Genomic DNA, 25,819 nt, shown 5'->3' with positions numbered 1-25,819 from the left:
CGGCCCTTTAGTTTATGGTGTCCGGCATGATCGTCCGGGGAAGCCAGAGCGCCAGCTCTGGAAACAGGATGATCAAAAGCAGGATCAGCAGCATGGGTAGCAGGATGATCGCCACTTCGCGCATCACCTGCACCACATTCATCCCCCCGATGGCCGCCGAGATCAGCAAACAAAGCCCATAGGGCGGCGTGACCAGCCCAAAGGCCAGCGAAACGATCCCGATAATGGCAAAAACAACCGGATGGATGTCAGCAGCTGTTGCCACGGGCAACAGAACCGTGCCCAGGATGATGATCGTCGGGATCGCGTCGATGAAAAGACCGAAGAACAAAAACAGCCCGGCGATGACCAGCGCGGTGCCGAAGGGGCCAAATTCAAGGCTGGTCATCGTGTCCACAACCAGTTGCGGGACATTGTAGAAAGCCAACAGCCACCCAAAGGCCGAGGCCGACCCGATCGCAAAAAGCGAAATCGATGCAAACCGCCCGGTATCATAAAAGATGTGCCCCAGATCTTTGATCGTGACAGTCCGGTAGACAAACATCCCCAGGATCAGCGAATAGCCTGCTGCGATAATGGCGCTTTCGGTGGGGGTCACGATGCCGCCCACAATGCCGCCGATCACAAGGATCGGGGTCAGCATCGCCAGAAAAGCCCCTTTGAATGCAGCAAACAGCTCAGCCATGCTGGGCACACCGATGATCGGGTAGTTGTAGATTTTGGCATAGCCAAAGACCGTGGCCATCAGCGCAAGCCCGATCATTAATCCAGGCACTGCCCCGGCAAGGAACAATGCGCCAACAGATGTTTGCATCACTCCGCCCCAGACGATCATCAGGATCGATGGCGGGATAATCACGCCCATCACTGATGAGCAGGCGGTGATTGCAATCGCAAAGCGGCGGTCATAGCCTTCCTTGATCATCGCGGGGATCAGGATTTTGCCGCAACCTGCCGCGTCTGCCGTAGACGATCCAGAGATCCCGGCAAACAGCATCGATACCGCCACATTCACATGGCCCAGCCCGCCGGGCATCCAGCCCGTTAGCACACGGGCCAGATCAATCAGCTTGTCCGTGACCTTGCCCGAATTCATCAGATTGGCGGCAAGCAGAAAGAACGGCACCGCCAGCAAGATGAACGAATTATAGGATTGGAACATCCGATCTAGGACGATGAAGGGGGTCAGGCGCAGCTCAAGCATCACAATCGGGATGGTGGAGATCGCCAATGCAAAGGCGACGGGTACGCGCATCGCCACCAAAAGGATGAACCCACCCACAAGGATGGCGCAGGCAAGGCCGGTTGAAACAATCATTCTGCGGCTCCTGCGCGGTTCAGATAGGCCATGACGGCCTCATAAAGGCGGTAACTGGCGAAAAGGGTCCACATCACACCGGCGATCGGCACGGTGATATGTGTGACCAGCATATTGGCCCGCATCATGGTAGAATTCTGGATCGACCCGAACTCGGCATATTCGATCCCATACCAGGCAAAGATCAGGGCAAAGCCCGTGATCATGATTAGAACGAATCCATCTTGCAGCAGTTTCAGCAATGGGCTTTTGGCATCCGGGATCACACGGACGTCAAAATGCGTCCCGTCCCAAACCGCGATCATCGCGCCGACCATAACGGCCCAGACAAAGATGAATGTCGCCAGTTCTTCGGTCCATAGATAGACCGGGATGATCCCGGTGTAACGCGCCAAAACCTGCATCCCGACAGGGATGGCCAAAGCGGCAATCAGCAGGCCAAGCAAGACCCGCAACCCGTTACAAAGGGTGTCCAGAAAACGTCCGATCATGGGGATTCTTCTTAAATAACAAGGCTACCGGCACCGTAATCGGCGCCGGTAGGTGAGTGAGCGCGGGCTGGGATTATTGCGCGCGGATCGCTTCGAGCAGATCAGTTGCGCCAAGCTCTGCCGCGTAGGCATCCTGTACAGGCACAACAAGGTCAAGCAGCTGGGCGCGCCCGTCGAATTCCTGTACCTGGATCTGACCGGCATCGATCATTTCCTGCAGCTTTTCACCATCCTGGCGGCTTTCCAGCTCGCGGCCGAATGCGCCTGCTTCTGCGCCCGCTTCAAGCACCGCCGCTTGCAGATCCTCAGGAAGTCCGCTGAAGGTGCTTTCGGACATCACCAAAGGACGCACGGTGATCGCGTGACGTGTCAGCGTGATGTTTGGGGCCACTTCGTAGAACTTCAGGTTCTGGATCGAGGCCGCTTCGTTTTCAAAGCCTGCAATCACGCCGGTCTGGATGGCGTTATAAACCTCGTTATAGGCAATCGCAGAAGGGGCCGCGTTGATCGCATCAAAGATTTGTGCCTGAATAGGGGCGCCCATCACACGCATTTTGTGGCCGGTCAGCTCATCCATGTTGCCGATTGGTTCAGCCGAGGCGAGGTTACGCACACCGCCGCCCGCATAGCCGATGACACGGATATTGGCTTTTTCCAGCAGCTCAGCCTCAAGCGGCGCCATCACGCCGCTGGACAGGGCGGTGTCCCAATGTTCCAGATCGCGGAACAGGAAGGGCATATCCATCAGCGGGATCGATGGCGCAAAGGTCGCCATGTTAGACGGGGCCATGATCGCATAGTCAATCGCCACACCCTGCTGCAGGAAAGTGACGAAATCACTTTCATCGCCCAGCTCGCCGTTCAGGCTAATGTCAAAGCTGACCTCGCCATCATATTTTTCGCCCACCAGACGCTCAAATTCGCGCAGGGTCTTGGTATAGGCGTGCTCTTCATCAAAAAGGCTGGCGCCGCGCAATGCGGTCTGCGCTGTGGCAGCGCTGCTCATCAAAACGGCGGCGGCGATTGCGCCGGACGCAATGGTGGTTACGGTTTTCATACTAAACACAAGATTCCTCCCAGAATTCTTCCCATTGTGAACCACGCGTTGTGTCAGGCGGCGCGATTCAGCGTTTGCTAGGTTGGTCAGATTCGGAAATATTTGTAAATAGTTGTAAACGATTTTTGGTATCCTAGTATGCTATTGGCGTTGTGTACCAACAGTGATTTCGATCTAATGTATTGTTTTAAATGAATGAATTTTCGAATTTGACAAATCGCATTTTCCTGTCGCATCCTCAGCTTTCGCGCGGCTTGTCCCTGCCTGATTGATATATCCGGGCATTTGGGGGCGGGTTTGCGGGTGCAAAATGCAGTAGCCCAAAGCCAAGAGCCCAACAGATCGATGCCCCACCAAGTCAGCTATCTGGTCACGACATATGCCGATGAACCGGCCAAGGATCGGTCCCTTTCGGACCACGCCTATGAGCAAGTTTTGTCGATGATCATTGAGGGCGACTTTCCCGTCGGCACCAAGCTGCCAACCGAACAGGTCCTCAGCCAAAAGCTGTCGGTCTCGCGCCCGATTTTACGTAGAGCTCTCAAGCAGTTACGTGACGACGGGGTTGTTGTGTCCCGCCAGGGATCAGGGTCATTCGTGCAGCGCCGCCCCGAAGGCGTGATGCTGGATTTCGCGCCCGTTGGATCGATCGCGGATATCCAGCGCGTCTTCGAATTTCGCGCCGCGATTGAGGGTGAGGCCGCCTATCTTGCCGCTGCCCGCCGGGATGAAACCCATTTGACGCGTTTGAAAGATATTTTGCAGGAATTGGACCGATGTATTCAATCGGGCGAATTGGGCGTGGATGCGGATGAGGCCTTTCATGCTGTGGTCTGCGAGGCCTCGGATAACGGGTATTTCGCGGCGGCCCGCAATTCGATGAAGTCGAATATTTTGAAGGGCATGAATTTGACGCGCAGCCTGTCCCTTTCTAAGACGCAGGCCCGCATGCAAAAGGTCCAGGCCGAACATTATGCCGTGTTTGATGCCATCGCGGCGCAAGATGAAGACAAGGCCCGCGATGCGATGCGCACTCATGTCATGAATGCCCGCGTTCGGGTGTTTGAAGACAGCTAGATGCCCATATGTATCGCGTACAGAACGCGTACATAACCTGTACATAAGGGCCTAGCGTTTTTGCCCTTGGCCGACCCACATGCCCGCCAGGATCAATGCCACCCCCATACAACGTGCCCACGGGTTCCCCGGCGCGCCCATGATGATGTCCAGCACCACGCCTGAGATCATCTGCCCGGCGATGATCAACATTGCTGTTTGTGCCGCCCCGATCCGCGCGATCAGCCAACTGCCTGCCGCAATAAAGATCACCCCAATCGGCCCACCCAGATAGGCCCACCATGGTGCGGCGGTTGGGGTGCCTGCAAACAGCCCGCCAAAAAGCAACGCTGCGACTGTCACAAAGCCAAGGCCCACCAGATGGTTCCAGAACGCGCTTTCCATCGCCGAAGTCGACAGTGCCAGCCGTCCATTGATCTGTCGGCTGAGCGAGACAAGCACGCCCGCCAGAAAGGCCAGGCTTGCAAACCAGATCATGGCCGCCCCCCAAAAAAGATCAGGATCAGGCTGCCCGCCAGGATCAGCGCAAGTGCCATATAATCGCGGCCCAGCGGTGTGCGCTGTGGCAACCCAAAGAGCCCGCGCATATCGGCGATCAGCGAGAATACAACCTGCCCAGCCAGCCCCAGCGCGATTGTCCCCGACAGCGCCAGGACCGTGTTCATGGTCGCCGAGGTCAGCATCACAGTGACCCCGCCCGACACCCCGCCCAGATAGGCCCAAAGTGGCGGGCGCGCTTTGGCTGCCCGTTTGGGTCTGAGCAGCAGCAAAATCAGCAGAGCCGCCACGGTGCCCGTCAGATGCGGCACCCAGGATGCAAAGAAAAGGGACCCAAACTGGGCCAATGTGCCGTTGCACAGCACCATCAATGTCAGCAGCGCCCCCGCGCCAAAGGCGGCGGCAAAATGATATGTGCGGGCAGGGGGCGCGTCATTGGTCATGGCGCCGGTGTGTCACGCAGCAACGGCATCTGCAACAGGGGACTGGCTGCATGCGCGCTGTATGTTGTGGCGGGCTTTCGCCATAGGCGCATTGATCACAGTTGCTTGCCTTATCGGCCTTAGTCGCGTGCTGCTGTGCTTATCGCATCGCGGCGCTACGAGATCGTTTGTTGTGTACCATTTGGCCGATCATCAGCAAGCGCGTCAGGTCGGGGTGCCGGCCTTTGATTTGCGCCATCACATCTGCATAGCCCGCCAGCATCGCAGGCAGTTTCAGTGTACGCCCGTCATTGAACGACAGCACGATCCCTTGCGATGGATCCTTGCCGGCGAAGCGCGCGCCGTTGATCGTGTCTAATCGGTACACCTGCGTTTTCCGCAACAGCCGCCGATGCGTCAGGCTATCTTGTGTCAGTACGATCCGCGTAAAGCCTTGCCCCAGAAGAAAGAGCGCCAAGAGCGCAAAGCCACTGCAGAGCGCGGCGCCAAGCAGGTTATCAAAGCTGCGTGCAGACGGATCTGTCAGCACGGCATGCCCGAGCAGGGCCGCGCCGCCGCCGAAAAAGACCAGCGTCCAGAGCCCAACAGTGATCAGCCGCCCCGGCGGTTTCATGATCAGGGTCTGCTCGGTGCCGATGCCTGTTTCATGCCGCTGCTGCTTGACCTGGGCACCTTGCGTCCAGCCTGCGGCTTGCGCCTTTGCCTGATTGCGTGCGATCCTGCGGAAGCCGCGCGACATGACCCAGTATTTGAACAGTGCAATGCCCAGTGCGATGGCCAGCACGCCAGGATGCGCCAGCAAATATCGCGCAGCAACGCCCCATTGTGCCATCCACTCAGTCATGCTTGGCTGCTTTGCCCGTCATCGCAACGCGCATAATGTTTGATGGGCCAAGTCTGCCTTAGCTTTCAGGTGTCGCATCGGCCAGGATTTCGTCCAGCGACACGCAGATCGCAGTCACATCGCCCGATGCGGTCGCTTCGTCCATGGCGACTGTCAAGGCGGTCGACATTTCTGTCATCTTGTCCGGATCGCTTGCTGCAAGGCCCAGCATGATCTCAGAGATGGCCGTTGTCCGTTCGAAGATTTCTTCCTGGGTGCATTCTTGCGCTGCGGCCTGGAGGGTTGTTGTGGTCAGGACACATGCCAGAGCCAAGGGCAGTTTCACGCGGATTTTCATTTTTATCGTTCCTAGTTTGGTATCGGACTGTTGCCATTTCGCGCAGCGAAAAAAGATTTCCATCCCGCCAAATGTGGGGAGGGCGGAAATCTGCCAGATTGCTGGCGCAATGGCGGGTTTATGCTGAGGGATTGTTGCCTTTGAGGGGACTTTGCGGGTTTTTGGGGTCCATCATTTGCGACTGGCAAAGAGCCGCTGATTTGCGGGGGCTTGGCACGCCATCGGACAGGCCGGCATTCTGGCACGGTCGGCATTCTGCTGCTCCCTTAGGTCTTGGCTGCGAGGCGCAGCTGCTTTTCAGCCTCGATCGCGCCGAAATGCTGCGGTTTGTGCTGCGGACGTGATACCCGAATATCGCAGAGCCTTTGCACCAGTTGCCGGTCTGCCCTGCTGAGTGTCAGGGCATTATATCTGACCATCCAAAGCGGCAGTTTTTCGGCAGCATAGGCAAAAAGCGCGATGCGCCGTTCCTGTGCGGTCAGGCTGTCGAACGGGTGGCAGGCATGTTTCTTGCGCAGCAGGTCGATGGCAAGCGCAATCAGACGTGGGTGATCGCTGTCCGGGGTTGGGACAGCGAAAGCGGCCTGATACGCCTCGGGCAGGCTGCCAGCCAGCGCATTGAAGCGTCGCTTCACGCTAAGATGTACAGCGAGCCACAAGGCGGCCACACTCGTTAACATTATGTTCATCACAAAGGCCAAAATCCGTCCAAATTGCTGCCCCAACCGCTACATATCGTTGACCTGCGGTCACAATGAGACAGAATATGTACATTCCTGCGACATGCCGCTTTTTCCATTTTGCCCCCGGTTCAATCCCCCGTTGACACCTTGGGAATCCCGTCTATAAGCCCCGCATTCATTGGTGTTGGTGGCCCCCGCAAGGGGAAACCTGTCGCCCCGGCAAAATCCGGGGAGGAGGACAACGCCCTTCACAACTCGTAGAAGGAGATCAGCGTATGACAAAGCGTACAGCTGCCAAGTATAAAATCGATCGCCGTATGGGCGAAAACATTTGGGGTCGCCCCAAATCCCCTGTGAACCGCCGTGAATATGGCCCCGGCCAGCATGGTCAGCGCCGTAAGGGTAAACTGTCTGACTTTGGTATTCAGTTGCGCGCCAAGCAGAAGCTGAAGGGCTATTACGGCGATCTGACCGAGAAACAGTTCCGCCGCATTTATGCAGAAGCCGAGCGTGTCAAAGGCGACACTGGTGAAAACCTGATCGGTCTGCTGGAACGCCGTCTGGACGCTGTTGTTTACCGCGCCAAATTTGTTCCAACCGTTTTTGCTGCCCGTCAGTTCGTCAACCACGGCCACGTCACCGTGAACGGCAAGAAGGTCAACATCCCTTCCTACCGTGTCAAAGAAGGCGATGTCATCGAGGTTCGCCAGAAGTCCAAGCAGTTGGAAATGGTTCTGGTTGCCGCTCAGCTGCCTGAGCGTGACGTGCCTGACTATATGGAAGTCGATCATTCCAAGATGGCCGCCACATTTACCCGTACCCCAGGTCTGGGCGATGTGCCTTACCCGGTGACGATGGAACCGAACCTGGTCGTCGAATTTTACGCGAAAAACTAAGGCTGTCTGGGCAGGCGCTGCCCGGTACCTTATACACTCTGGAAAAGCCGCACCTTCGGGCGCGGCTTTTTTGTTGGGCCTGTTCCCCGTTATTCAGAGATCGTTCAGGTATCGGCCGCTGGATCAACGACGGGATCCAGCACCAGGACCAGCCGTGTTTCACCGGTGCCTTCGATCGGTGGTGAGCGGTGCCTGAGCCCGGCTGCCGGCTGCTCTGGCCATTGTGTCCCCCGCAGCAGGATTGGCGCGCCGGTGGGGACGCTGAAGACCCGGGCCGGGTCCGCCCCTTCCTGTGCGAACCCGTATTGCGTGCCTGGCCCCCGATAGGTGCACACCAGCCGCGCGCTGATCGCATCAATATGGAAACGCCGGCACGCGTTCGAGTTCACTGCCTGTAGCCGAACCCGCAGATGCCCTGCCTGCATGAGGCCTGCGAAAATGTCTGACAGGGCCGCGATGTCATCGATCAGCCGGTCCCGGTCAGGTCCGGGCGGCGTTTGTGCCATCTCGCAAAGCTCAAACCCGGCTTTTCGGACAGACTGCGCGGGCAGGATCATTCGCCCTTGCGGCAGCTGTGCTGGATCAAGCATGTCGATCCAGCACTGAAAATCCCGCCGCGCCTGTCTGCGCCAAATGGCGGCCGGGCAATCAGCTTGGAGAAAGGCCTGGAGTTGCTCCGGCTGATCAACAACCGTCACCGCGCTGGTGCGATATGTGGCAGTATTTGCCCCGTTCATGCAGCATCCTCGGCCCGTCGCCAGGATGGGAACGGATCGGGGTAGGCGGGCAGGCTTTCAGGGTCTGCGGCAACCACCGCAGGCACCAGGCATGCGTCCAGCCGGCTGCGCAGTGCGGGCCAATCGATACCCGCCCCGATAAAGACCAGCTCTTGCCGCCGATCGCCCCAAGGTTCCTGCCAATGTGCGGCCATATAGCTGCGGGCGGTTTCATTGTCTGGCCAGCGTTCTTGTGGAACAGAGGCCCACCATGTGCCCAGCGGTTTGACGCTGGACAGCGTCCCGGCAAGCGAAAACTCAGCCACCCAGCCGGGGCGTGTCGCGATCCAAAAATGCCCTTTGGCGCGGATCACCCCGGGCATGGCGCCATTGAGCACCTCGAGGATCTTTTCGGGGATAAAAGGTTGTCTGGCCCTGTAGACATAGGATGTCACACCGTATTCTTCGGTCTCGGGGGTGTGATCGGCAAAGCCATAAAGCTCTTTCGCCCACATTGGGTGCTCATGCGCCTGCGCAAAATCAAAGAGCCCTGTATCCAGGATCGCATCTGCCGGGACCAAGGAATGATCGGTTTCGATGATCTTGGTGTCCGCATTCAGGCTGCGGATGATTTTGCGCGCCGTATCGGTCCGTTCCGGCCCTGCATCGCTGACCTTGTTCAGGACCACCACATCGGCAAATTCGATCTGGTCGGTCAGCAGGTGCACCAGCGTGCGTTCATCTTCCTTGCCCATGGTTTCGCCCCGGTCTTTGAGGAAGTCATGGCTGGCATAATCCTGTAGCAGGTTCACCGCATCGACCACCGTCACCATCGTGTCGAGCCGCGCGACATCGGACAGGCTTTCCCCATATTCATCGCGAAAATCAAAAGTCGCCGCCACCGGGAGCGGTTCTGAAATGCCGGTCGATTCAATAAGCAAATAGTCAAAGCGTCCTTCGGCAGCGAGGCGGCGTACCTCATCCAGCAGATCATCGCGCAAGGTGCAGCAGATGCAGCCATTGGACATTTCGACCAGTGTTTCATCGGTCCGGCTGAGTTCGGTATCGGCGCGCACCAGGTCCGCGTCGATATTCACCTCGGACATATCATTGACGATGACGGCGACGCGGCGCCCTTCGCGGTTATTCAAAACGCGGTTCAAAAGTGTTGTTTTTCCGGCGCCAAGAAAACCGGAAAGGACTGTGACGGGAAGGCGGGTGTCTGACATGGCGAACTCCGATCTGTGCTGTGCAGGCATCGTAACTTAATCAGTTACGAGATTTATCGCAACCTAAAAAGTTACATTTGACCATTGAAGACCTGTAGTTGCTGGTGGTTGCCCACTGGTGTTTTATGGGGCGCAGAAGTGGCCTTGGTTTTGCTGCGTGGCCGGTACAGGATTTGCAACGTGACCGATTTTACACCGCCCCTCAGCCTTTCTTTCCCGGGCAATCCCATTTGGCGTCTGCTGGCGGCCCATCGCATTCCCTATTGGTGGTCCCGCGCCGCGTGGATCGCCCATTTTGGCAGCCATGCGGACGGTGGTGCGCGGTGCGTTTGTGCGGCAATGCCTGATCCGTCTATTTTGGAAGGGCTGAGCCCCTTGCGCTTTGGCTATCATCCGGCGTTTGTCAAACCTGACGCGCAGGTTGAAATCTTGCGTGCTGATTACGCCCTGCATGATGATCCCTATCAAAACCTGCATGATTTGCAGGTCTGGTTAGAGGAAAAGTTGGGCCCCGGAAAACCGTCAGGAGAGACGGACAATCTGGTCAGCCGGACCTGGCAGGCAGGCCCCGCCGCCATCGAAATTCGCATCGCCCCGCCCGAGCGCAACCAAACGCTGATGTCCCGCCCGCCCTATGTCGATGATCCAAAGCTGCGGGCCACCTGCATCTTATTCATTGAGCCCGGTTGGCTGCCCGATCTGTCGTCGCCGATGCGTGATCTTTTGCGCCAATATGTGCCGCTGATCGTGGCTGGCAAAGGCCATGCTGCGCGGCGTCAATTCACAAAAGGAACCCATTATTGGCCTGCTGATTTGCCTTATCCCGGCGGTCTGGGCCTGGGTTCTGCAGGGCCTGACCATATCGCCGTTCTGCTGGATGGGGGACGCGTGCAGATTATTCCGGTTGCGGATGTCAGGCAAATCAAGCTGGTCCGGCTGCATTCGGCAAGGTCCGGGATGATGATGGTCAGTCTGCATGCCGCGCTAGGGCAAAACGATCTGCCGGTCTGGACCGAACTTGTCGGGCAAAGACCGGAGGACGCCGAAGCCTTTGAAAACGCCGCCCGCGATCTGGCTGCGCGGTTGGGTTTGGCGCTGGATATCCGTGATGAGGCGTATCCTGATTAGGATTTTTGGGCCTGATCTGCCTGGGGTAAAAGGCCTGCTGCCAATGTCTTGGCCCGTTGATAGCTTGCTGTGTCGCCCAGTGTCATGCGCGTCACTGTTGCGCCATCGATCAGCATCAGGATGTTTTGCGCTGTGGTTTCCGGCTCTGGGACGTGACAGTCTTCGCAGAGCGCTTGGAGCTGCTTGAGGAAGCTGTTTTTGTAGCTGCGGACGATATCGGCAACCTCATGGTCTTCTTCGCCGAATTCGCCGAGTGCATTGATAAAATAGCACCCGTTGAAATCATCGCGTGTCGCCCAGATATCCATGGCATCAAAGCAGCTGAGGAGCCGCGTTTGGGGGTCCGCACCGGCATGCTGGATCACGCGGGCGACCAGTGCCTCAAGCCGGTTCGCGCGTCTGCGGAGCGTTTCGCAGATCAACGCATCCTTGCTGTCAAACCCTTTATAGAGCGTCATTTTCGCGACGCCTGCTTCGTTGATCAGACGGTCGACTGAGATGCCTTTGAACCCTTCTTTCGAAAAGAGGGATTCGGCGGTTTGCAGAAGATGTTCACGTTTGGGCGCTGGCATAGTGTCTTTTGATGTTGTTTGGTTTTTAGTAGACTGTTTCGTCTACCTGTGGCAATGGGTATACTAATCGGTCTATTTATTGGAGGTTAGGAATTCCCATGCTTCGAGGATTGCGTCGTCTTGTGATTGGTTGCGCTGTCGTGTTGGCCGCCCTTTTTACCGTATCCGAGATTTGGCCACAGCGCGCCGCGGGCGTTTTGATTTCTGGTTTGAACGCCTTTTCTGGCTTGCAGCCTGGTGTTGTCGAGACGTCTTTTGGACCTGTCCAATATCTGGAAGGGGGAGAAGGCGACACTGTTGTGTTTCTCCATGGTATTTTCGCCCGTAAGGAACATTGGATTGATATGTCCCGGCAGGTCTCGGACGGATATCGTGTGATCCTGCTGGATTTGCCGGGGTTTGGGGATAATCCCCAATTGGAGCCAGCTGCCTATGAATATGAACGGCAGGTTCAAAACGTCATGCAGGCGCTTGATAATATGGATGTTTCCACCTTCCATATTGCCGCAAACTCGATGGGTGCGCAGATCGCAGGACAGATTGCCACAGACGATCCTAGTCGTGTCTTGTCGGTTGCCTTTATTGGCAGTCCGGTTGGGGTCAGCTCGCCCATTGCCAGCGATATGGAGCTTGCATTGGCGAACGGAGAGGCGCCATTGGTGGCAACAACTCAGGCCATATATGATGAACGCATGGCATGGCTTTTCCCCAAAGAACCGTTCCTGCCACGCCCAATCGCCCGTAGCTGGGCCGCCGCCGAACTTGAAAATGGTGCCTATAACGCGGTCATTTGGGAGGCGGTCAACGGCAGCAATGTCCCACCATTAGAAGATTTAGCGCCGGATATCGCGCAGCCATCCTTGATCGTTTGGTGTGATCAGGACCGCATTTTTCATATCTCTGGCGCTGATGTTCTGCATCAGGCCTTGCCGGACAGTACCATGGTGACGCCAGCTGGATGTGGGCACTTACCAATGCTTGATCAGCCGGTCGAGACTGGAGGCGCGCTACGCCGTTTCCTTGATCAGCAAAGCTAGCTCAACCAAGGCCATGTTGCCACTGGCCATGCCCGGAGCAGGGCGATAGAACGGGCCAAACGATTTTGCACGGATCTGAAAATGGCTGATAGTATCCAACCCCAACCCGGCATCATGGATATTGCCCTTTATAAAGGCGGCGCGTCCCATCTTGAGGGGAAGCATAATGTTCTGAAACTATCCTCGAACGAAAATCCGCTGGGCCCCAGCGATGCCGCCAAAGAGGCCGCATTGCGCGCCAGTCATGATCTGCATCGTTATCCTTCGACCGATCATGCCGCCTTGCGCAGCGCCATTTCCGAGATTTGGCATGTCGATCCTGCCCGCGTTTTTTGCGGTGTCGGTTCCGGTGACGTGCTGAAGCTTTTATCCGAGGCCTATGCGGGCCCCGGTGACGAGGTGGTCTTTACCGAACATGGTTTTGCCATGTACCCGATCTATGCCCGCGCTTGCGGTGCCACCCCTGTTGTTGTCCCCGAGAATGAGCGTGTCGTTGATGTTGATAACATTCTGGCAGCCTGCACCCCAAAGACAAAGCTGGTCTTTATTGCCAATCCGGCCAACCCGACCGGGACGATGATTGGCAGCGCTGAGGTCAAGCGCCTGGCGATGGGTCTGCCCCCGCAGGCGATGCTGGTTTTGGACGGTGCATATGCTGAATTTGTGGATGGCTTTGATGCCGGCAAGGCCCTGGTTGAGGCCCGGGATAATGTTTTCATGTCCCGCACTTTTTCCAAGATTTATGGCCTGGGCGGCATGCGTGTGGGCTGGGGCTATGGCCCGCAGGCGGTCATTGACGTGCTGAACCGCATTCGCGGCCCGTTTAACCTGTCGGCCCCAGCGCTTGCTGCGGCCGAGGCGGCTTTGCGCGATACGGCCCATACCGAAAAATGCCGCGTTGAGAATGCCAAATGGCGCGATTGGCTGGCCAATGCTTTGGCCGAACTGGGCGTTCCGTCCGATACATCTACGGCCAATTTCATCCTAGCCCGTTTCGCCGATGAGGCCGAGGCGGATGCCTGCGATTCCCATTTGCGCAGCGAAGGGATCATCGTGCGTAAGGTTGCGGGTTACGGTCTGCCCCATTGCTTGCGTATCACCGTCGGGGATGAAAGCGGTTGCCGCCGTGTCGCCCATGCTGTGGCGCAGTTTAAGGGCGCGCTTTGATGGCGCAGGTATATGACCGTGTCGCGTTGATTGGCCTGGGGCTGATTGCGTCTTCGATGGCCCATGCCATGCGCCGTGATGGGTTGGCTGGCCAAATCGTGGGCTATGCCAAATCGGCCGAGACCCGGCAGACCGCCCGCGAGATTGGCCTTTGCGATCATGTTGCTGAAAGCGCCGCAGAGGCTGCGGATGGCGCTGATCTGATCGTGCTTTGTGTCCCTGTTGGCGCCATGGGCGCCGTTGCTGCTGAGATTGCCCCGGTTCTCAAACCCGGTGCGACCGTCAGCGATGTCGGGTCCGTCAAACGCACGGTGATTGAGGCGGTTGGCCCCTATATCCCTGACGGCGTGCATTTCATTCCCGCCCACCCGTTGGCCGGGACCGAGCATTCGGGCCCCCGGGCAGGCTTTGCCGAGCTGTTCGATAATCGTTACACGATTATCGTCCCTGTTCAGGGCAGCGATACGGATGCTGTGGCCCGCCTTTCTGCCCTGTGGCAGGGCATGGGCGCCTTGGTCGAAGAGATGGACCCCGAACACCATGATCTGGTGCTTGCCGTCACCAGCCATACCCCGCATTTGATTGCCTATACGATGGTTGGTGTCGCCGATGATCTGCGCCGTGTCACCGATAGCGAGGTCATCAAATATTCGGCGGCCGGTTTTCGGGATTTTACGCGGATTGCGGCCTCTGATCCGGTGATGTGGCGCGATGTATTTTTGAACAATAAAGAAGCCACGCTGGAAATTCTGGGCCGCTTTACAGAAGAGTTGTTCGCCCTGCAGCGTGCCATCCGGCAGGGGGATGGTGATCACTTGCATGACTACTTTACCCGCACCCGTGCCATCCGCCGCGGCATTATCGAGGCCGGGCAGGATACTGATGCGCCTGATTTTGGACGTGGCAAGGCGCGCAAAGAGTGATGCGCTGGCCGGCCATTCTGGCCTGTCTATGGATCGGTCCGCTTGCCGCGCAGGACATTCGGCCAGAGCCGCGCGAGACCGCACCTGCCATGCGTCCTATAGCGCGCAGTGTTGACCGCCCTGAGCAAAGTATCAGCTGGCCGACGCGCCCCTGGGTCCGGGCAGAGAGGGGGCTGTGGGCTATACCGGCCGAAGATTTCGTATTGCCGCAACCACAACCACCCGCACCGGCGCTGCGACCGATTGCGCGTGGCGCGCTGGCCGCCGCCCCGTTGGTGCGCCCCAGCGCCCGCCCTTATGAGCGCCCTGATCTGGCCTATGGCGCGCATACACGGCCACTGTTTCGCGCAGAGCAGAACCTTTTTGCTTTCAGCCCCTATGCGCTTTGGCAATCGCCGCGCCCCAGTCTGCGCCCCGCATCGATTGAAACAGCCGCAGAAGAACGGCGGCTGGCTTTGTTGCGTGGCCAGGTTTGCGGTGATCCTGCCATTCAGGGATCCGTAGTGGGCGCGGTGCCAGGCCCGGGCGCCTGCGGTATCGGATTGGCGGTGCGGGTGCGCTCGGTCGCGGGTGTCGCGCTCAGCACCCCCGCCACGATTGATTGCCGGACCGCATCGGCCCTGAAAACATGGGTTGAGCGCGGTGTGATTCCGGCTGTCGGCAGCGAAGGCGGGGGCGTTGCATCACTGCGTGTTGTCGCCCATTACGCCTGCCGGGGCCGCAATAATCAGCCCGGTGCCAGATTGTCTGAACATTCCTTTGGCCGCGCTATTGATATTGCCGGGATCGGATTGCGCGATGGCAGCGAAATGACCCTGCTGACTGATTGGAGCGGCGCTGCGCATGGTGCGCAGCTGCGCCAGATGTGGCGCGCCGCCTGCGGGCCGTTTGGCACCGTGCTGGGGCCGGAATCAAACCGGTTTCATCTGGATCACTTCCATTTTGATACCGCGCGCTATCGCAGCGGCCCCTATTGTCGTTAAAGCGCCCGCCCGTTCAATGATCGGACGGGCGCCTGTTGCATCTAAGCTGCGCGAGATTTAGCCGCCGCCTGCAGGGTTTCGGCGATTTGCACCGCGTTTTGCGCTGCCCCTTTCAGCAGCTGATCGCCCACGACAAACATCGTGATGGTCCGCCCCGACGGATCGCCCAGATCGGTGCGGATGCGCCCGACCAGAACATCCTCTTGGCCCGAAGCCTCGCTTGGCATGGGGAAATGGTTGCTTGCGGGATCGTCGACCAGCCGCAGGCCCGGTGCACCGTCAAGCGCGCTGCGAATGCTATCGGCGCCGACGTGATCGGCAAATCGCACCGACAGCGCGATACCATGTGCCCGCAGCACCGGCACCCGAATGCAGGTGACGCTGATCGGCAGGCTTGGCTGATCAAAGATGCGCCGGGTTTCGGCGATCACCTTGAGCTCTTCACCATTGTAACCGGTTTCGGGGTCGATATCGGCATTATGGCTGAAGAAATTGAACGCATAAGAATGGGGCAAAACCTGCGGTGTAAAATCTGCGCCCTCAAGCAGGGCGCGGGTGCCGTCCCGGAGCTCATCCATCATGGCCGCCCCGCCGCCCGATGCTGCCTGATAAGTTGTGAGTGCCAGTCTTGTGATCGACCAGCGCTGATGCAGCGGGGCCAACGCGGTGGTTAGGATTGCGGCGATGCAATTGGGGTTGGCCACGATCTGGGCATCTGCGGGCAGGGCGTGCGCGTTCGCCTCGGGGACCACAAGCGCGATATCCTCTTGCATCCGAAAGGCTGAGGAATTGTCGATCACCTTGGCCCCGGCCGCGACGGCGATGGGGGCGAATTTACGTGAAATCGTGGCACCTGCGGCGAAAAAGGCGATGTCGACCCCTGCAAAGCTATCCTCTGTCAGTTCTTGTACGGTGACCGGGGCGCCATCAAAGCGTAGCACTTGTCCGGCTGAGCGTGCAGAGGCCAGAAGCCTTAGCTCGGACACTGCGAAATGTCTGCGCGCAAGACTGTCGCGCAGCGCCTGACCGACCACGCCGGTTGCGCCGACGATGGCGATTACAGGGGCGGCGATCACGCTTGCGGGTTGCGGTGTATGGGCATTCATATCTGTCTTCCTTGGTTTTGCGGAAGACGGGGACCTTTTTACCAGCGCCCCGTCCGATCCGGCGGGGCGTTGTCTGGTTTAGTTTAGCGTCGATGCGCCCATGCCAGACAAACCCTCGCCGAAGCGGTGGTTTTTATCGTCATGGTCTTTGTCATCATCATTGCCATACCCGCCGAGTAGCATTGGTGCCTGACAAAAGCAAGTGTGCGGGGGGCAGGCTGCCATCTGTTCGCGCTGCTAAGCCGCCCGATTTTGCTAACTTCAAATCAGGCTTGCGTCTAATATATGTCCCGCACAGCAATCCCGCGCGCGGCCATGACCCGGGCCAGCGTGTCCAGATCGGGCATGTCGCCGATATAGGTGCCTTCCTCACGTCCGTCTTTGTAGACGATAGCGATATTCGTTTCAGCGCTGGCCTCGGTCACCCGCAGATAGGCGATATCATCAAGCAGGATCGCCCGAGGTTGCCGCCATGCGGAGAGCACCAGGTGCTGGTCATCGATCCGGATCCCCGCCACTTGCTGCGGCATCAGCATCCAGCATAGGGTCACCGGCCCGGCCACATAGACCAGGCCTATCAATTCATCTGTCCCTGTAATCGCGATTGCGGCAATGAGCATTGCAACGGCCGACGCAGAGAGCCAGATCGCCCCTTTGCTGCGGGTGCGCCGATACTCAAAAACCTCTTTCATGGGCGCCGATTTAATGGCTTAACATGGCGGGTTTTGGGCCAAAAACCCTTATTTTCTGATAAAAGTGATCAGGTATGTTTCCGGTTGTCTCGCCAGGCCAAAAGCCCTGCGCCCAGCAAAATTGTGGCCGCCCCAAGGATGCTGACCCGGTCGGGGATGACGCCAAAGATCATGGCATCATAAAATGCGGCAAAGATCAGTGTTACATAGGTAAATGGTGTCACAAAGCTGGCATCGGCCCGCGCCATCGCGTTCACAAAGCAGGTTTGTGCGGCTGCCATCAGCCCGCCCAAGGCGGCCAGAGCCGCCCATTGTGCCCCCGTTGGCGCAACCCAGAATGGAATGACAGCCAGTGTTGCGATGCCCAAACCCAACCCATTGTTCATCAACAATATCTGAAATGCGCCCTCTTTGTTCGCAAGTTTCTTAATAAAGATGAGTTCCATGCCCAGAAAACCCGCAGCTGCGAGCGCAATCAGTCCGGCCATTTGAAAACTGTCTGGTCCGGGCCGAAGAAGGATCATCGCGCCGATCAATGCCAGTATGGCCGCCAGCCAGCGCCAGGGGCCAACCCTTTCGCCCAGGAGGGGGATCGCCAGGAGCATGCCGAAGACCGGATTGAGAAAACTGATTGCCGTTGCATCCGACAGCGGGATGAAACCCACCGCCGCGAACATTGCCGTCACACCGCACCAGCCAAACAGGGTGCGCCCGATATGAAGCCTTAGGTCAGGGCGCGTCAGCGCTGGGCGCCGCATTGCCGCGGCTGCCGCGATCATCAGGAAAGCAAACAGGAAGCGCCCATGGCTGATCTGGAACGTATGCAAGGGCGGCCCCAGAAAATCTGTCGCCAGCATTTTTGCCATCAGCATTGTGCCTGCGATAAAGGCGGTTGCCGTCAGGATCAGCCCGATGGCCAAGGGTGGGTTTGATCGATATGGGCGCATAAGCGTTAATTGATCGCAATGCGTTTGAATGACAATCCACCTAAAACAGCGTTTCGTCTGAAATGAGGGAATTTTGGCAAATAGTCCCTTCCACAATGGCGGAAACCGCGCTAAAGCGGCATTATGAAGAACCGACTGACAAATGTAAGCCGACGCCGACGCTAATTTGCGCCGCCTTTTGCCACGTCTAACTTTACTCCCGTAAAATATTGACACCTTGCCCGTGCTCCTGCACCAATCGGGTCTAATTGAAGGATGATCGCCATGATCGCATCTGTTCTGCCAACCTATTCACGCGCCCCCCTGACATTTACGTCGGGTGAAGGCTCTTGGTTGTTGGAAGCGGATGGCCGACGTTTTCTGGATTTGGGTGCGGGTATTGCTGTGAATGTGCTGGGCCATGCCCATCCTGCTTTGGTGTCCGCCCTGACCGATCAGGCCGCTGCGCTGTGGCACGTGTCGAACCTTTACAATATCCCTGCCCAACAGCAGCTGGCTGATGCGCTGGTCGATCACAGTTTTGCCGACACCGTCTTTTTTACCAATTCGGGCACCGAAGCTTGCGAGCTGGCCGTGAAAATGGCCCGCAAATATTGGTATGAGAAAGGCGAGGACCGGACTGAGATCATTGCCTTTGACGGCTCGTTCCATGGCCGTTCCAGTGCGGGGATTGCCGCTGCGGGCTCGGAAAAGATGACCAAAGGTTTTGGTCCATTATTGCCCGGCTTTACCCATTTGCCCTTTGCCGATCTGGAAGCCGTGACCGCCGCTGCAAGCTACAAGACTGCCGCAATTTTGGTTGAGCCGATCCAGGGCGAGGGCGGTATTCGTCCCTTGCCGGATGATGCGCTGAAGGGGCTGCGCGATCTGTGTGACCGGCATGGTATCTTGCTGGTTCTGGACGAGGTGCAATGCGGCATGGGCCGTACGGGCAAGCTGTTTGCCCATGAATGGGCCGGGATCACCCCTGACATTATGATGGTGGCCAAGGGCATTGGCGGCGGCTTTCCGCTAGGTGCGGTTCTGGCAACCGAAGAAGCGGCGTCAGGAATGACCGCGGGCACGCATGGGTCCACCTATGGGGGCAACCCGCTGGCCTGTTCGGTCGGACTGAAGGTCATGGAGATCGTCGCAGAAGAAGAATTTCTGGCCGATGTCAGCCGTAAAGCCGGGATGTTTCGCCAGCGTCTTGAGGCGCTGGTTGCCGCCCATCCCGATGTTTTTGAGGCGGTGCGCGGTGCAGGTTTGATGCTGGGGTTGAAATGCAAGGTTCCGAATGCCGATATCGTGCAGGCGGGCTATGCGCAGGGGGTGCTGACTGTACCAGCAGCAGATAATGTCGTGCGGATATTACCCGCATTGAACATTTCGGAGGAGGAAATCGGTGCTGCGGTCGCAAAGTTGGATGCGGCTGCAGCACAGATGCAAGGGGTTGATGCGTAACTATAACTTTCGCAAATTGACACGGGAGGACCTGCCATTGATGGCGCGCTGGGTGCAGTCGCCACATGTGCGCACGTGGTTGCCCGAGGCCGACAAGCAAGTTGCGCTGATGAAACAAGATATGGATAATCCCAATATTGATATGCAGGTCGTGAGCCTAAGCGCCCATGCCTTTGCGTATATCCACGATCATGATGCGACGACCTTTGGCATGCCGCAATATGCCGATCTGCCCAGGGGCGCCCGCGTGATTTCGACCTTTGTGGGCGATAGCAGCTTTATGGCCTCAGGCCATTCAACGGGCTATATTGAGGCCAGAATTCGCGTTCTGCGCCTGAAATTCCCGTTGATCGCCGTGGCCCCGAATACCACCGATACGCGCACCATTTCGATCTATAATCAGGCGGGCTTTCATAAACGACGATTGGCCTCGACCCGGGATGGCAAGCTCGTCCAAGTGATGACCCATAATTAGAATTCACGGCCCCCTGCGGCCCAAAAAGAAGCGACACGAATGAACCATTTTCTTGATATCAATGCGACGGCCACTGATGATCTGCAGCAGATCATTACCCAGGCTCAAGACATGAAAAAGGCCCGGGCCGGTTTGCCCAAGGGCACGCCAGATGCGGACCAACCGCTGGCCGGGCATATGGTTGCCCTGATCTTTGAAAAGCCGTCAACCCGGACCCGCGTTTCCTTTGACGTCGGCGTGCGCCAGATGGGCGGGCAGACCATGGTCTTGTCAGGCACGGATATGCAGCTGGGCCATGGTGAAACCATCGCCGATACTGCCCGCGTTCTATCGCGCTATGTTGATCTGATCATGATCCGCACCTTCGAAGAGCAAACCCTGCTTGAGATGGCCGAACATGCCAGCGTCCCAGTCATCAACGGGCTGACCAACCGTACCCATCCTTGCCAGATCATGGCGGATGTGATGACGTTTGAAGAACATAACGGCCCGATCAAAGGCAAAAAGGTCGTCTGGTGCGGTGATGGCAACAACGTCTTTGCCAGCTTTGCCCATGCGGCCAAACAGTTTGAATTTGATCTGGTCTTTTCCGGGCCAGAGCCATTGGACCCTGAACCGGCGCTTGACGGGCTTTATACAACCATCCGCAATCCAGACGAGGCTGTGCAAGGTGCAGATCTGGTGGTCACTGACACTTGGGTCAGTATGCATGATCCGCAATCAGCCCGCGAACGGCGCCACAATCAGCTGCGTGGTTATCAGGTGAATGATGCGCTGATGGGGAAGGCGAAGGATGATGCGCTGTTTATGCATTGCTTGCCGGCCCACCGTGATGACGAGGCCACCAGCAGCGTTATGGATGGCCCCCATTCGGTGATCTTTGATGAGGCTGAAAACCGGCTACATGCCCAAAAGGCGATTATGCGTTACTGCCTGGGGCGGTAAAGTTGGCGCGCTTCAGCAAGGAAAAGCTATGGGCGGTGCTTGATCAGGCTGGCGTGCCTTTTCGTGAAAGTGAAAGGGCGCTTGTTGACCGGTTCGGCACCCGGCCCACCGGTTGGACGACCTCACTGGAGTATTGCGAATTGCCAGGTGGCGAAGCGATTATTGCATCGCTCGCGCATCCTCTTGTTTGCGGTATGCGCCTGCGCGCTCTGGCGTCTGACCCGCCTTCGAGAATTTTGGGATATGTGCGTGTGCATGATGATCCAGCCGAAAACCAAAGGCTGGCTATAAGCGAACTTTCCAGCCATTTCGGAGCCCCTGAGGAAACGAATGACAGTGGTGGCCTTACGGCAACTTGGGGCAGTGGTTTTTGTTCAATCACGGCCACGGTCAGCCTACCGCAACGCATGCATGAACTGCAAAATGCGCGCCATGATGCTATTGCGGGCAGCCAGACTGAATGCAGGATTACGATACGCCCTGATTGGTGGCCGCCCCTTGATGCTCCGCGACTGTCAGCCTTGCAAAATTGGGTGCCTGATCCCGCGCTGCCGATCCCAAAAGCGCACCCTCCGGATTTTGACAAAATCACCCGCGCGTTCGACGATTTGGCATTCACGCCACCAATGGGGCAGGGTCTGACAGCGGATGGCGCGGCCTATATTTGGGTGAACGAGCTTGGTCGCGGTGTAGTTGTACCAAGGGATCAGATTATTCGCGTTTTCCACATGAAAGTTAGCGCTTTTACCGAGCGGGGTATAGCCTACCCTGGCTATCAAAATGCCGAGATCATTTTTCTACCTGACCCCGAGCGACCTAAGAAAAGCAGGGGAATTTGTGTTGTCGCTGGCAGCGAAAATGACGGCAATGTTGGCAAGGTTGCGGCCCAGATGGCTGCACAGTTGGATGTTGAATTGGGTTAGGACAGCAATGCGCGCAGGATGTCTTTCAAGCCCGTCTCATCAACGCGTTTGATGGCTTTTTTGACCGGAAACCACTTGCGTTCGCGCGTTTCGGATTCTGGATAATGATCAACCGTTGATTTCACCGCGAGCGGGTAAACCGCCACCAGACAGGGCACAACGCGCCCGTCATCGAACCGTTTCTTGGCAAGATACGTGCCAATAGGTGTCTTCCCGATCCGTCCCTTGGCGACACCGGCTTCTTCCCAGGCTTCGCATTTCGCTGCCTGCGCATCAGTCCGATCATCCATCGGCCAGCCTTTGGGCAGGATCCAACGCCCGCGCGAGGATTTGACCAACAGAATTTTCGTGCCCTTCTTGCCCTCGCGTGTGCAAAGCGCGGCCACTTGCGTCAAAGGTGCGGCCGTATCGGCGCATGGGGTATCCCCCAAGGCGGGCTGTTTCTGCGATACTGATATCATAATACTGCCAATATTCTTATTTTATTGGCATTTTGTTAACACAGCCCGAATCGCTTGGCAAATCTGCCCTAGGTTCCGCGCGGTTTTGCCCGCGTTGTTGGTGCTGCGACCGTTGGGTCTTCGGGCCAGGGGTGCCGCGGATAGCGTCCGCGCATGTCGCGCCGGACATCCGCATAAGAGCTGGCCCAGAACCCCACAATATCCTGCGTCACCTGCACCGGTTTCTGCCCTGGCGACAACAGCGTCACACGTAGCGGTGTATGCCCCACAACCGGATGCGTGGTCACACCGAACATTTCTTGCAGGCGCAGGGTGATGCAGGGCGCGGCGCCATCATAGTCAATCGGCACCTTCCGCCCCAGCGGCGTTTCAAAATGCGCAGGTGCCCGCTGATCAAGCCGCTGCATTTGCCCCCAGTCAAGCATGGCCCGCAGCGCAGGCAGCAGATCAAACCGTTTCCAATCGTCCCGGCTGCGCAGGCCAGAAAGATGCGGCAACAGCCAGTTTTCTGCTGTGTCTAGCAATGTCTGTTCGTCCATTGCAGGCATATCATCCAGAAGTGCGACACGTGCCCTGAACCGTGCAGCCGCAGGCGAAAATTGAAGCCCGAGTTGCCGCACACCGTCAAGCATTGCCAGCGCAATAGCGCTATCGGGTGCGTCGGCCCAGACCCGATCATCCAGCACAAGCGCCCCAAACCGTTCTTGTTTGCGTGCCAAGACCCGTCCGTCCCGCCGCGACCAGAGGCATATCTCTTGCCAGGAAATCTGATCATTATAGATCGCCCGCAGCTCGCCCTCGGTTATGGTCGCAGCTTGCCGGATTTTTGCTTCGCGCGGGTTTCCGTCAAGATCTGTGGCCACAATCAACCGCTCTCCGGCCAGTGTGTCAGCTCCGTCCAGATAGGCCCCTTTGCCGCCTGAGAGAATGTAGCGCGGATCATCGCCTTTTCGGCGAAGCCCGACCCGATCAGGATAGGCCAGCGCCGCAAGCTGCCCTGTCGTCAGCGGCGGTCTAGGGGGCAATCCTTTTTTTAGGCGCGGTATTTCGCCTTTGATCTGGGAAATGGCCGCATGATGAACGGTGCCCGGCCCTTGATACTGCCCGTTAATCGCAGCAAGCCGAAGCGTCAGGTCAGTCGGGGCGCCGCGCAAAGGATCGCGTCCGGCCAGAAGGGCTGCCAAGGGGGCGGCTTGCTGGCCTCCAATTTGCAACATATGGGCCAGCCGCGGATGCAGCGGGTGCTTGGCAAGCGCATGGCCGTGATCGCTTACCCGTCCGCCAGCATCCAATGCGCCAAGGCTTTGCAGAAGCCCGCGCGCCTCATCCAGGGCTTTGACCGGCGGCGGTGTGAGGAAGGCCAGATCATCACTGCCCCAGAGTGCCAATTCCAAGGCCAGACCGGTCAGGTCTGCCGCTTCAATCTCGGCCGGCGCAAACCCGGGCAGGGCGCCATCTTCGCCCTTTGTCCAAAGGCAATAAGCGTCACCGGGGGCGACCCGGCCAGCGCGGCCTGCCCGCTGTGTCGCCTCGGCCCGGCTGACCCGCTCGGTCACCAGACGCGACATGCCAGCGCCCGGATCAAACCGCGCCCGTCTGGCGCGCCCTGCATCCACGACGACGCGGATATCTTCGATGGTCAATGAGGTTTCGGCGATGGATGTTGAAAGCACGATTTTGCGGCCCGATTTGACCGGTGCAATGGCGGCGCGTTGGTCCTTGAAGGGCAAGGCCCCGTAAAGAGGCCTGATCTGGCAATCCGTCGGCAGATTGCCCGAGAGTGCAGCGGCGACGCTGCGGATCTCGCCCTCGCCCGGCAGAAAAGCCAGCACGCCGCCTTGGGTTTCACCGACGGCTTTGATGATCAGCTCTGCCATCGCGGTTTCGAGGCGGGTGCCTTTTGGCGTGGCTTTGTCCAGATAATGCCTGGTGACGGGAAAGGCCCGCCCTTCGGACGTAATGATCGGCGCATCATCTAACATCGCGGCGACAGGGGCGGCATCAAGCGTGGCAGACATGACCAGAAGCAGCAGATCAGGGCGCAGGACGCTGCGCGCCTCCCAACTGAGCGCCAGCCCCAGATCAGCATTAAGTGAGCGTTCGTGGAATTCGTCAAAGATCACCGCGCCAATCCCTGAAAGCGCGGGGTCTGATTGCAACATGCGGGTCAAAATGCCTTCGGTGACGACCTCAATCTGGGCGCCTGGGACGGTATCGCCACGCATGCGGTAGCCGATATTTTGGCCGGGCTTTTCCCCAAGACTGTCCGCCAGCCGCTCGGCTGCGGCGCGGGCTGCAAGGCGCCGGGGTTCAAGCATAATGATCCGGTCGGTGGTCAGGTTGGCATTCAGGATGGCAAGCGGCGCGCGGGTCGTTTTGCCGGCGCCTGGCGGGGCTTGCAGAACAGCGCGCCCATGTGCAGCAAGTGCGGCGGTCAGCGCGGGCAGGATGGGATCAATGGGAAGCGCAGTCATGCGGATATGTTTTGCACAGGACGGGTCCAGACACCATCAGGGGGGAGGCAAAAATGGGCCACAGATGCGTTTCAGTTGGGCAGGGGGGCTGCGCCGATATGCCGGCCCGCTGCGCTATCCCAAATATGCAAACTGTCGAATTGCGCGATGTCCATTGTTGGCGGGGCTTTGAAGACCTGTAAACCGGTGATCTGAGCGAGGGGGCCCAAATCGGTCTCGGGCGCGGGGATGCCATCTTTGCCCAACAGGATGCGCAGATCAGGGTCGCCCGCGTGATCAAACTGGGTTTGGAGAACCAGCAATGTGCCACCATCGCTGGATGGCACAGCCGAGACGCCATGCTGGGCAATATAGTCGACGGCGCGGGTCAAGTGATCGGTCTCGTCGCCGTGGGCGGGGGTGATGTTGGGTAAAAACAGGGCCACCAGCAGGGCGCAGACCAAAAGGCTGCGGTTTTTGTGACGCTGTATTTGGGCGAGCGCTCTCATGTCCCCGAGATAAGCAGCACATGCGATTTTCCAATCTGCTGCAAAGCACAGATCTTGTGCGCAAAATAGCAAAAAGCCCGGCTGCGGTAGCAACCGGGCCCAACCAGCTGTGAAAAAGGCGCTTAAGCAGCAGTTGCTTTGGCGATCTCTTTTTTCACTTTCAGTGCGTTATCCGACAGCTCGGCATCTTTCGCCTTGGCCATGAACGCATCCAGACCACCACGGTGGTCAACAGTCCGCAGGGCAGCGTTGGAAATGCGGAATTTGAACGAGCGGCCCAAAACATCGGACTGCAATGTCACATCCTGCAGGTTCGGCAAAAAGCGGCGGCGGGTACGGTTTTTGGCGTGGCTGACATTGTTGCCAGACATCGGGCCTTTTCCAGTCAGTTCGCAACGGCGCGACATGAGCGTTTTCCTTGTCCTTTGGAGATCACCGGCCAGATGGCGGGACGTCCTGTCATAGG

General features: G+C 58.0%; 29 protein-coding genes. 11 read left to right on the top strand and 18 right to left on the bottom strand.

The window, feature by feature from the left end; genetic code table 11:
• Positions 1-7: 7 nt before the first annotated feature.
• The 3 genes from AABB29_RS19530 to AABB29_RS19520 all read right to left on the bottom strand — a co-directional run bounded on the left by AABB29_RS19530 (position 8) and on the right by AABB29_RS19520 (position 2,866).
• Positions 8-1,318 (bottom strand): TRAP transporter large permease, encoded by a 1,311-nt coding sequence (locus AABB29_RS19530; RefSeq protein ID WP_341368929.1) that lies wholly within the window; start codon positions 1,316-1,318, stop codon positions 8-10.
• Positions 1,315-1,809: a TRAP transporter small permease gene (locus tag AABB29_RS19525; RefSeq protein WP_341368930.1), complete on the bottom strand. Its 495-nt coding sequence runs from the start codon at positions 1,807-1,809 to the stop codon at positions 1,315-1,317. Before AABB29_RS19525 ends, AABB29_RS19530 begins: the two co-directional genes overlap by 4 nt.
• Before the next feature lie 73 nt (positions 1,810-1,882).
• Entirely contained in the window at positions 1,883-2,866 is a 984-nt protein-coding gene (locus tag AABB29_RS19520; RefSeq protein ID WP_341368931.1) for a TRAP transporter substrate-binding protein, read from the bottom strand.
• Between the two features lie 345 nt (positions 2,867-3,211).
• On the opposite strand from AABB29_RS19520, the gene AABB29_RS19515 reads away from it, so the two are divergent.
• Complete coding sequence (locus AABB29_RS19515; protein WP_341368932.1) at positions 3,212-3,943, top strand: FadR/GntR family transcriptional regulator; 732 nt, start codon at positions 3,212-3,214, stop codon at positions 3,941-3,943.
• Positions 3,944-3,994: 51 nt separating this feature from the next.
• On the opposite strand, the gene AABB29_RS19510 is transcribed toward AABB29_RS19515, so the two are convergent.
• The 5 genes from AABB29_RS19510 to AABB29_RS19490 all read right to left on the bottom strand — a co-directional run bounded on the left by AABB29_RS19510 (position 3,995) and on the right by AABB29_RS19490 (position 6,745).
• On the bottom strand, positions 3,995-4,420 hold the full coding sequence (locus tag AABB29_RS19510) for a DMT family transporter (RefSeq protein WP_341368933.1): 426 nt from the start codon (positions 4,418-4,420) through the stop codon (positions 3,995-3,997).
• Positions 4,417-4,884, bottom strand: coding sequence for a DMT family transporter (locus AABB29_RS19505; protein ID WP_341368934.1), 468 nt, complete (start codon positions 4,882-4,884; stop codon positions 4,417-4,419). Before AABB29_RS19505 ends, AABB29_RS19510 begins: the two co-directional genes overlap by 4 nt.
• A 139-nt stretch (positions 4,885-5,023) precedes the next feature.
• The gene (locus AABB29_RS19500) at positions 5,024-5,728 is read right to left on the bottom strand and encodes a hypothetical protein (protein WP_341368935.1); all 705 of its coding nucleotides are present in this window, start codon (positions 5,726-5,728) and stop codon (positions 5,024-5,026) included.
• Between the two features lie 58 nt (positions 5,729-5,786).
• A complete protein-coding gene (locus tag AABB29_RS19495; RefSeq protein ID WP_341368936.1) occupies positions 5,787-6,065 on the bottom strand; it encodes a hypothetical protein in 279 nt (92 codons plus the stop codon).
• Between the two features lie 266 nt (positions 6,066-6,331).
• A complete protein-coding gene (locus AABB29_RS19490) occupies positions 6,332-6,745 on the bottom strand; it encodes a hypothetical protein (RefSeq protein ID WP_341368937.1) in 414 nt (137 codons plus the stop codon).
• A 278-nt stretch (positions 6,746-7,023) separates the two neighbouring features.
• On the opposite strand from AABB29_RS19490, the gene rpsD reads away from it, so the two are divergent.
• On the top strand, positions 7,024-7,644 hold the full coding sequence (gene rpsD, locus AABB29_RS19485; protein ID WP_341368938.1) for a 30S ribosomal protein S4: 621 nt from the start codon (positions 7,024-7,026) through the stop codon (positions 7,642-7,644).
• A gap of 104 nt (positions 7,645-7,748) precedes the next feature.
• Here rpsD and AABB29_RS19480 read toward each other — a convergent pair whose 3' ends face one another.
• Positions 7,749-8,381 carry a DUF1826 domain-containing protein gene (locus AABB29_RS19480; protein WP_341368939.1) on the bottom strand — a complete coding sequence of 211 codons (633 nt, stop codon included), beginning with the start codon at positions 8,379-8,381 and terminating at the stop codon, positions 7,749-7,751.
• Complete coding sequence (locus AABB29_RS19475) at positions 8,378-9,589, bottom strand: GTP-binding protein (RefSeq protein ID WP_341368940.1); 1,212 nt, start codon at positions 9,587-9,589, stop codon at positions 8,378-8,380. Before AABB29_RS19475 ends, AABB29_RS19480 begins: the two co-directional genes overlap by 4 nt.
• 180 nt (positions 9,590-9,769) lie before the next feature.
• On the opposite strand from AABB29_RS19475, the gene AABB29_RS19470 reads away from it, so the two are divergent.
• Positions 9,770-10,717: a hypothetical protein gene (locus AABB29_RS19470; protein ID WP_341368941.1), complete on the top strand. Its 948-nt coding sequence runs from the start codon at positions 9,770-9,772 to the stop codon at positions 10,715-10,717.
• Here the strand turns inward: AABB29_RS19470 and AABB29_RS19465 are convergent.
• Positions 10,714-11,289: a TetR/AcrR family transcriptional regulator gene (locus tag AABB29_RS19465; protein WP_341368942.1), complete on the bottom strand. Its 576-nt coding sequence runs from the start codon at positions 11,287-11,289 to the stop codon at positions 10,714-10,716. The two genes, AABB29_RS19470 and AABB29_RS19465, sit on opposite strands and share 4 nt — an antisense overlap.
• A gap of 98 nt (positions 11,290-11,387) precedes the next feature.
• Here AABB29_RS19465 and AABB29_RS19460 point away from each other — a divergent pair, with 98 nt between their 5' ends.
• The 4 genes from AABB29_RS19460 to AABB29_RS19445 all read left to right on the top strand — a co-directional run bounded on the left by AABB29_RS19460 (position 11,388) and on the right by AABB29_RS19445 (position 15,399).
• The gene (locus AABB29_RS19460; RefSeq protein ID WP_341368943.1) at positions 11,388-12,326 is read left to right on the top strand and encodes an alpha/beta hydrolase; all 939 of its coding nucleotides are present in this window, start codon (positions 11,388-11,390) and stop codon (positions 12,324-12,326) included.
• A gap of 81 nt (positions 12,327-12,407) precedes the next feature.
• Positions 12,408-13,493, top strand: coding sequence for a histidinol-phosphate transaminase (gene hisC / locus AABB29_RS19455; protein WP_373636694.1), 1,086 nt, complete (start codon positions 12,408-12,410; stop codon positions 13,491-13,493).
• The gene (locus AABB29_RS19450; RefSeq protein WP_341368944.1) at positions 13,493-14,416 is read left to right on the top strand and encodes a prephenate/arogenate dehydrogenase family protein; all 924 of its coding nucleotides are present in this window, start codon (positions 13,493-13,495) and stop codon (positions 14,414-14,416) included. Before hisC ends, AABB29_RS19450 begins: the two co-directional genes overlap by 1 nt.
• Positions 14,416-15,399 (top strand): extensin family protein, encoded by a 984-nt coding sequence (locus AABB29_RS19445; RefSeq protein ID WP_341369043.1) that lies wholly within the window; start codon positions 14,416-14,418, stop codon positions 15,397-15,399. Before AABB29_RS19450 ends, AABB29_RS19445 begins: the two co-directional genes overlap by 1 nt.
• 41 nt (positions 15,400-15,440) lie before the next feature.
• Here AABB29_RS19445 and AABB29_RS19440 read toward each other — a convergent pair whose 3' ends face one another.
• The 3 genes from AABB29_RS19440 to AABB29_RS19430 all read right to left on the bottom strand — a co-directional run bounded on the left by AABB29_RS19440 (position 15,441) and on the right by AABB29_RS19430 (position 18,144).
• Positions 15,441-16,505: an aspartate-semialdehyde dehydrogenase gene (locus AABB29_RS19440; RefSeq protein WP_341368945.1), complete on the bottom strand. Its 1,065-nt coding sequence runs from the start codon at positions 16,503-16,505 to the stop codon at positions 15,441-15,443.
• Positions 16,506-16,783: 278 nt separating this feature from the next.
• Positions 16,784-17,197, bottom strand: a complete 414-nt coding sequence (locus AABB29_RS19435; protein WP_341368946.1) for a hypothetical protein — start codon at positions 17,195-17,197, stop codon at positions 16,784-16,786.
• 68 nt (positions 17,198-17,265) lie between these two features.
• Entirely contained in the window at positions 17,266-18,144 is an 879-nt protein-coding gene (locus AABB29_RS19430) for a DMT family transporter (RefSeq protein WP_341368947.1), read from the bottom strand.
• A 264-nt stretch (positions 18,145-18,408) separates the two neighbouring features.
• Here AABB29_RS19430 and AABB29_RS19425 point away from each other — a divergent pair, with 264 nt between their 5' ends.
• The 4 genes from AABB29_RS19425 to AABB29_RS19410 are packed head-to-tail and all read left to right on the top strand — an operon-like array spanning position 18,409 to position 21,930.
• The gene (locus AABB29_RS19425) at positions 18,409-19,587 is read left to right on the top strand and encodes an aspartate aminotransferase family protein (protein ID WP_373636693.1); all 1,179 of its coding nucleotides are present in this window, start codon (positions 18,409-18,411) and stop codon (positions 19,585-19,587) included.
• Complete coding sequence (locus tag AABB29_RS19420) at positions 19,580-20,062, top strand: GNAT family N-acetyltransferase (RefSeq protein WP_373636692.1); 483 nt, start codon at positions 19,580-19,582, stop codon at positions 20,060-20,062. The genes AABB29_RS19425 and AABB29_RS19420 overlap by 8 nt, the downstream gene beginning before the upstream one ends.
• A gap of 39 nt (positions 20,063-20,101) precedes the next feature.
• Positions 20,102-21,007, top strand: coding sequence for an ornithine carbamoyltransferase (gene argF, locus AABB29_RS19415; RefSeq protein WP_341368949.1), 906 nt, complete (start codon positions 20,102-20,104; stop codon positions 21,005-21,007).
• 2 nt (positions 21,008-21,009) lie between these two features.
• Positions 21,010-21,930, top strand: a complete 921-nt coding sequence (locus AABB29_RS19410) for a hypothetical protein (RefSeq protein ID WP_341368950.1) — start codon at positions 21,010-21,012, stop codon at positions 21,928-21,930.
• Here the strand turns inward: AABB29_RS19410 and AABB29_RS19405 are convergent.
• The 4 genes from AABB29_RS19405 to rpmB form a co-directional block, all read right to left on the bottom strand.
• The gene (locus tag AABB29_RS19405) at positions 21,927-22,391 is read right to left on the bottom strand and encodes an NUDIX hydrolase (RefSeq protein WP_341368951.1); all 465 of its coding nucleotides are present in this window, start codon (positions 22,389-22,391) and stop codon (positions 21,927-21,929) included. The genes AABB29_RS19410 and AABB29_RS19405 overlap by 4 nt on opposite strands.
• A 68-nt stretch (positions 22,392-22,459) precedes the next feature.
• On the bottom strand, positions 22,460-24,865 hold the full coding sequence (gene hrpB / locus AABB29_RS19400; RefSeq protein WP_341368952.1) for an ATP-dependent helicase HrpB: 2,406 nt from the start codon (positions 24,863-24,865) through the stop codon (positions 22,460-22,462).
• A gap of 71 nt (positions 24,866-24,936) precedes the next feature.
• On the bottom strand, positions 24,937-25,353 hold the full coding sequence (locus AABB29_RS19395) for a DM13 domain-containing protein (protein ID WP_341368953.1): 417 nt from the start codon (positions 25,351-25,353) through the stop codon (positions 24,937-24,939).
• Between the two features lie 122 nt (positions 25,354-25,475).
• A complete protein-coding gene (gene rpmB, locus AABB29_RS19390) occupies positions 25,476-25,760 on the bottom strand; it encodes a 50S ribosomal protein L28 (RefSeq protein WP_341368954.1) in 285 nt (94 codons plus the stop codon).
• Between the last annotated feature and the right edge of the window lie 59 nt (positions 25,761-25,819).

Origin of the sequence: Yoonia sp. BS5-3 (genome assembly GCF_038069655.2) — a bacterium.
Classification (GTDB): Bacteria; Pseudomonadota; Alphaproteobacteria; order Rhodobacterales; family Rhodobacteraceae; genus Yoonia; species Yoonia phaeophyticola.
This window is presented reverse-complemented; position numbering and strand designations above follow the sequence as displayed.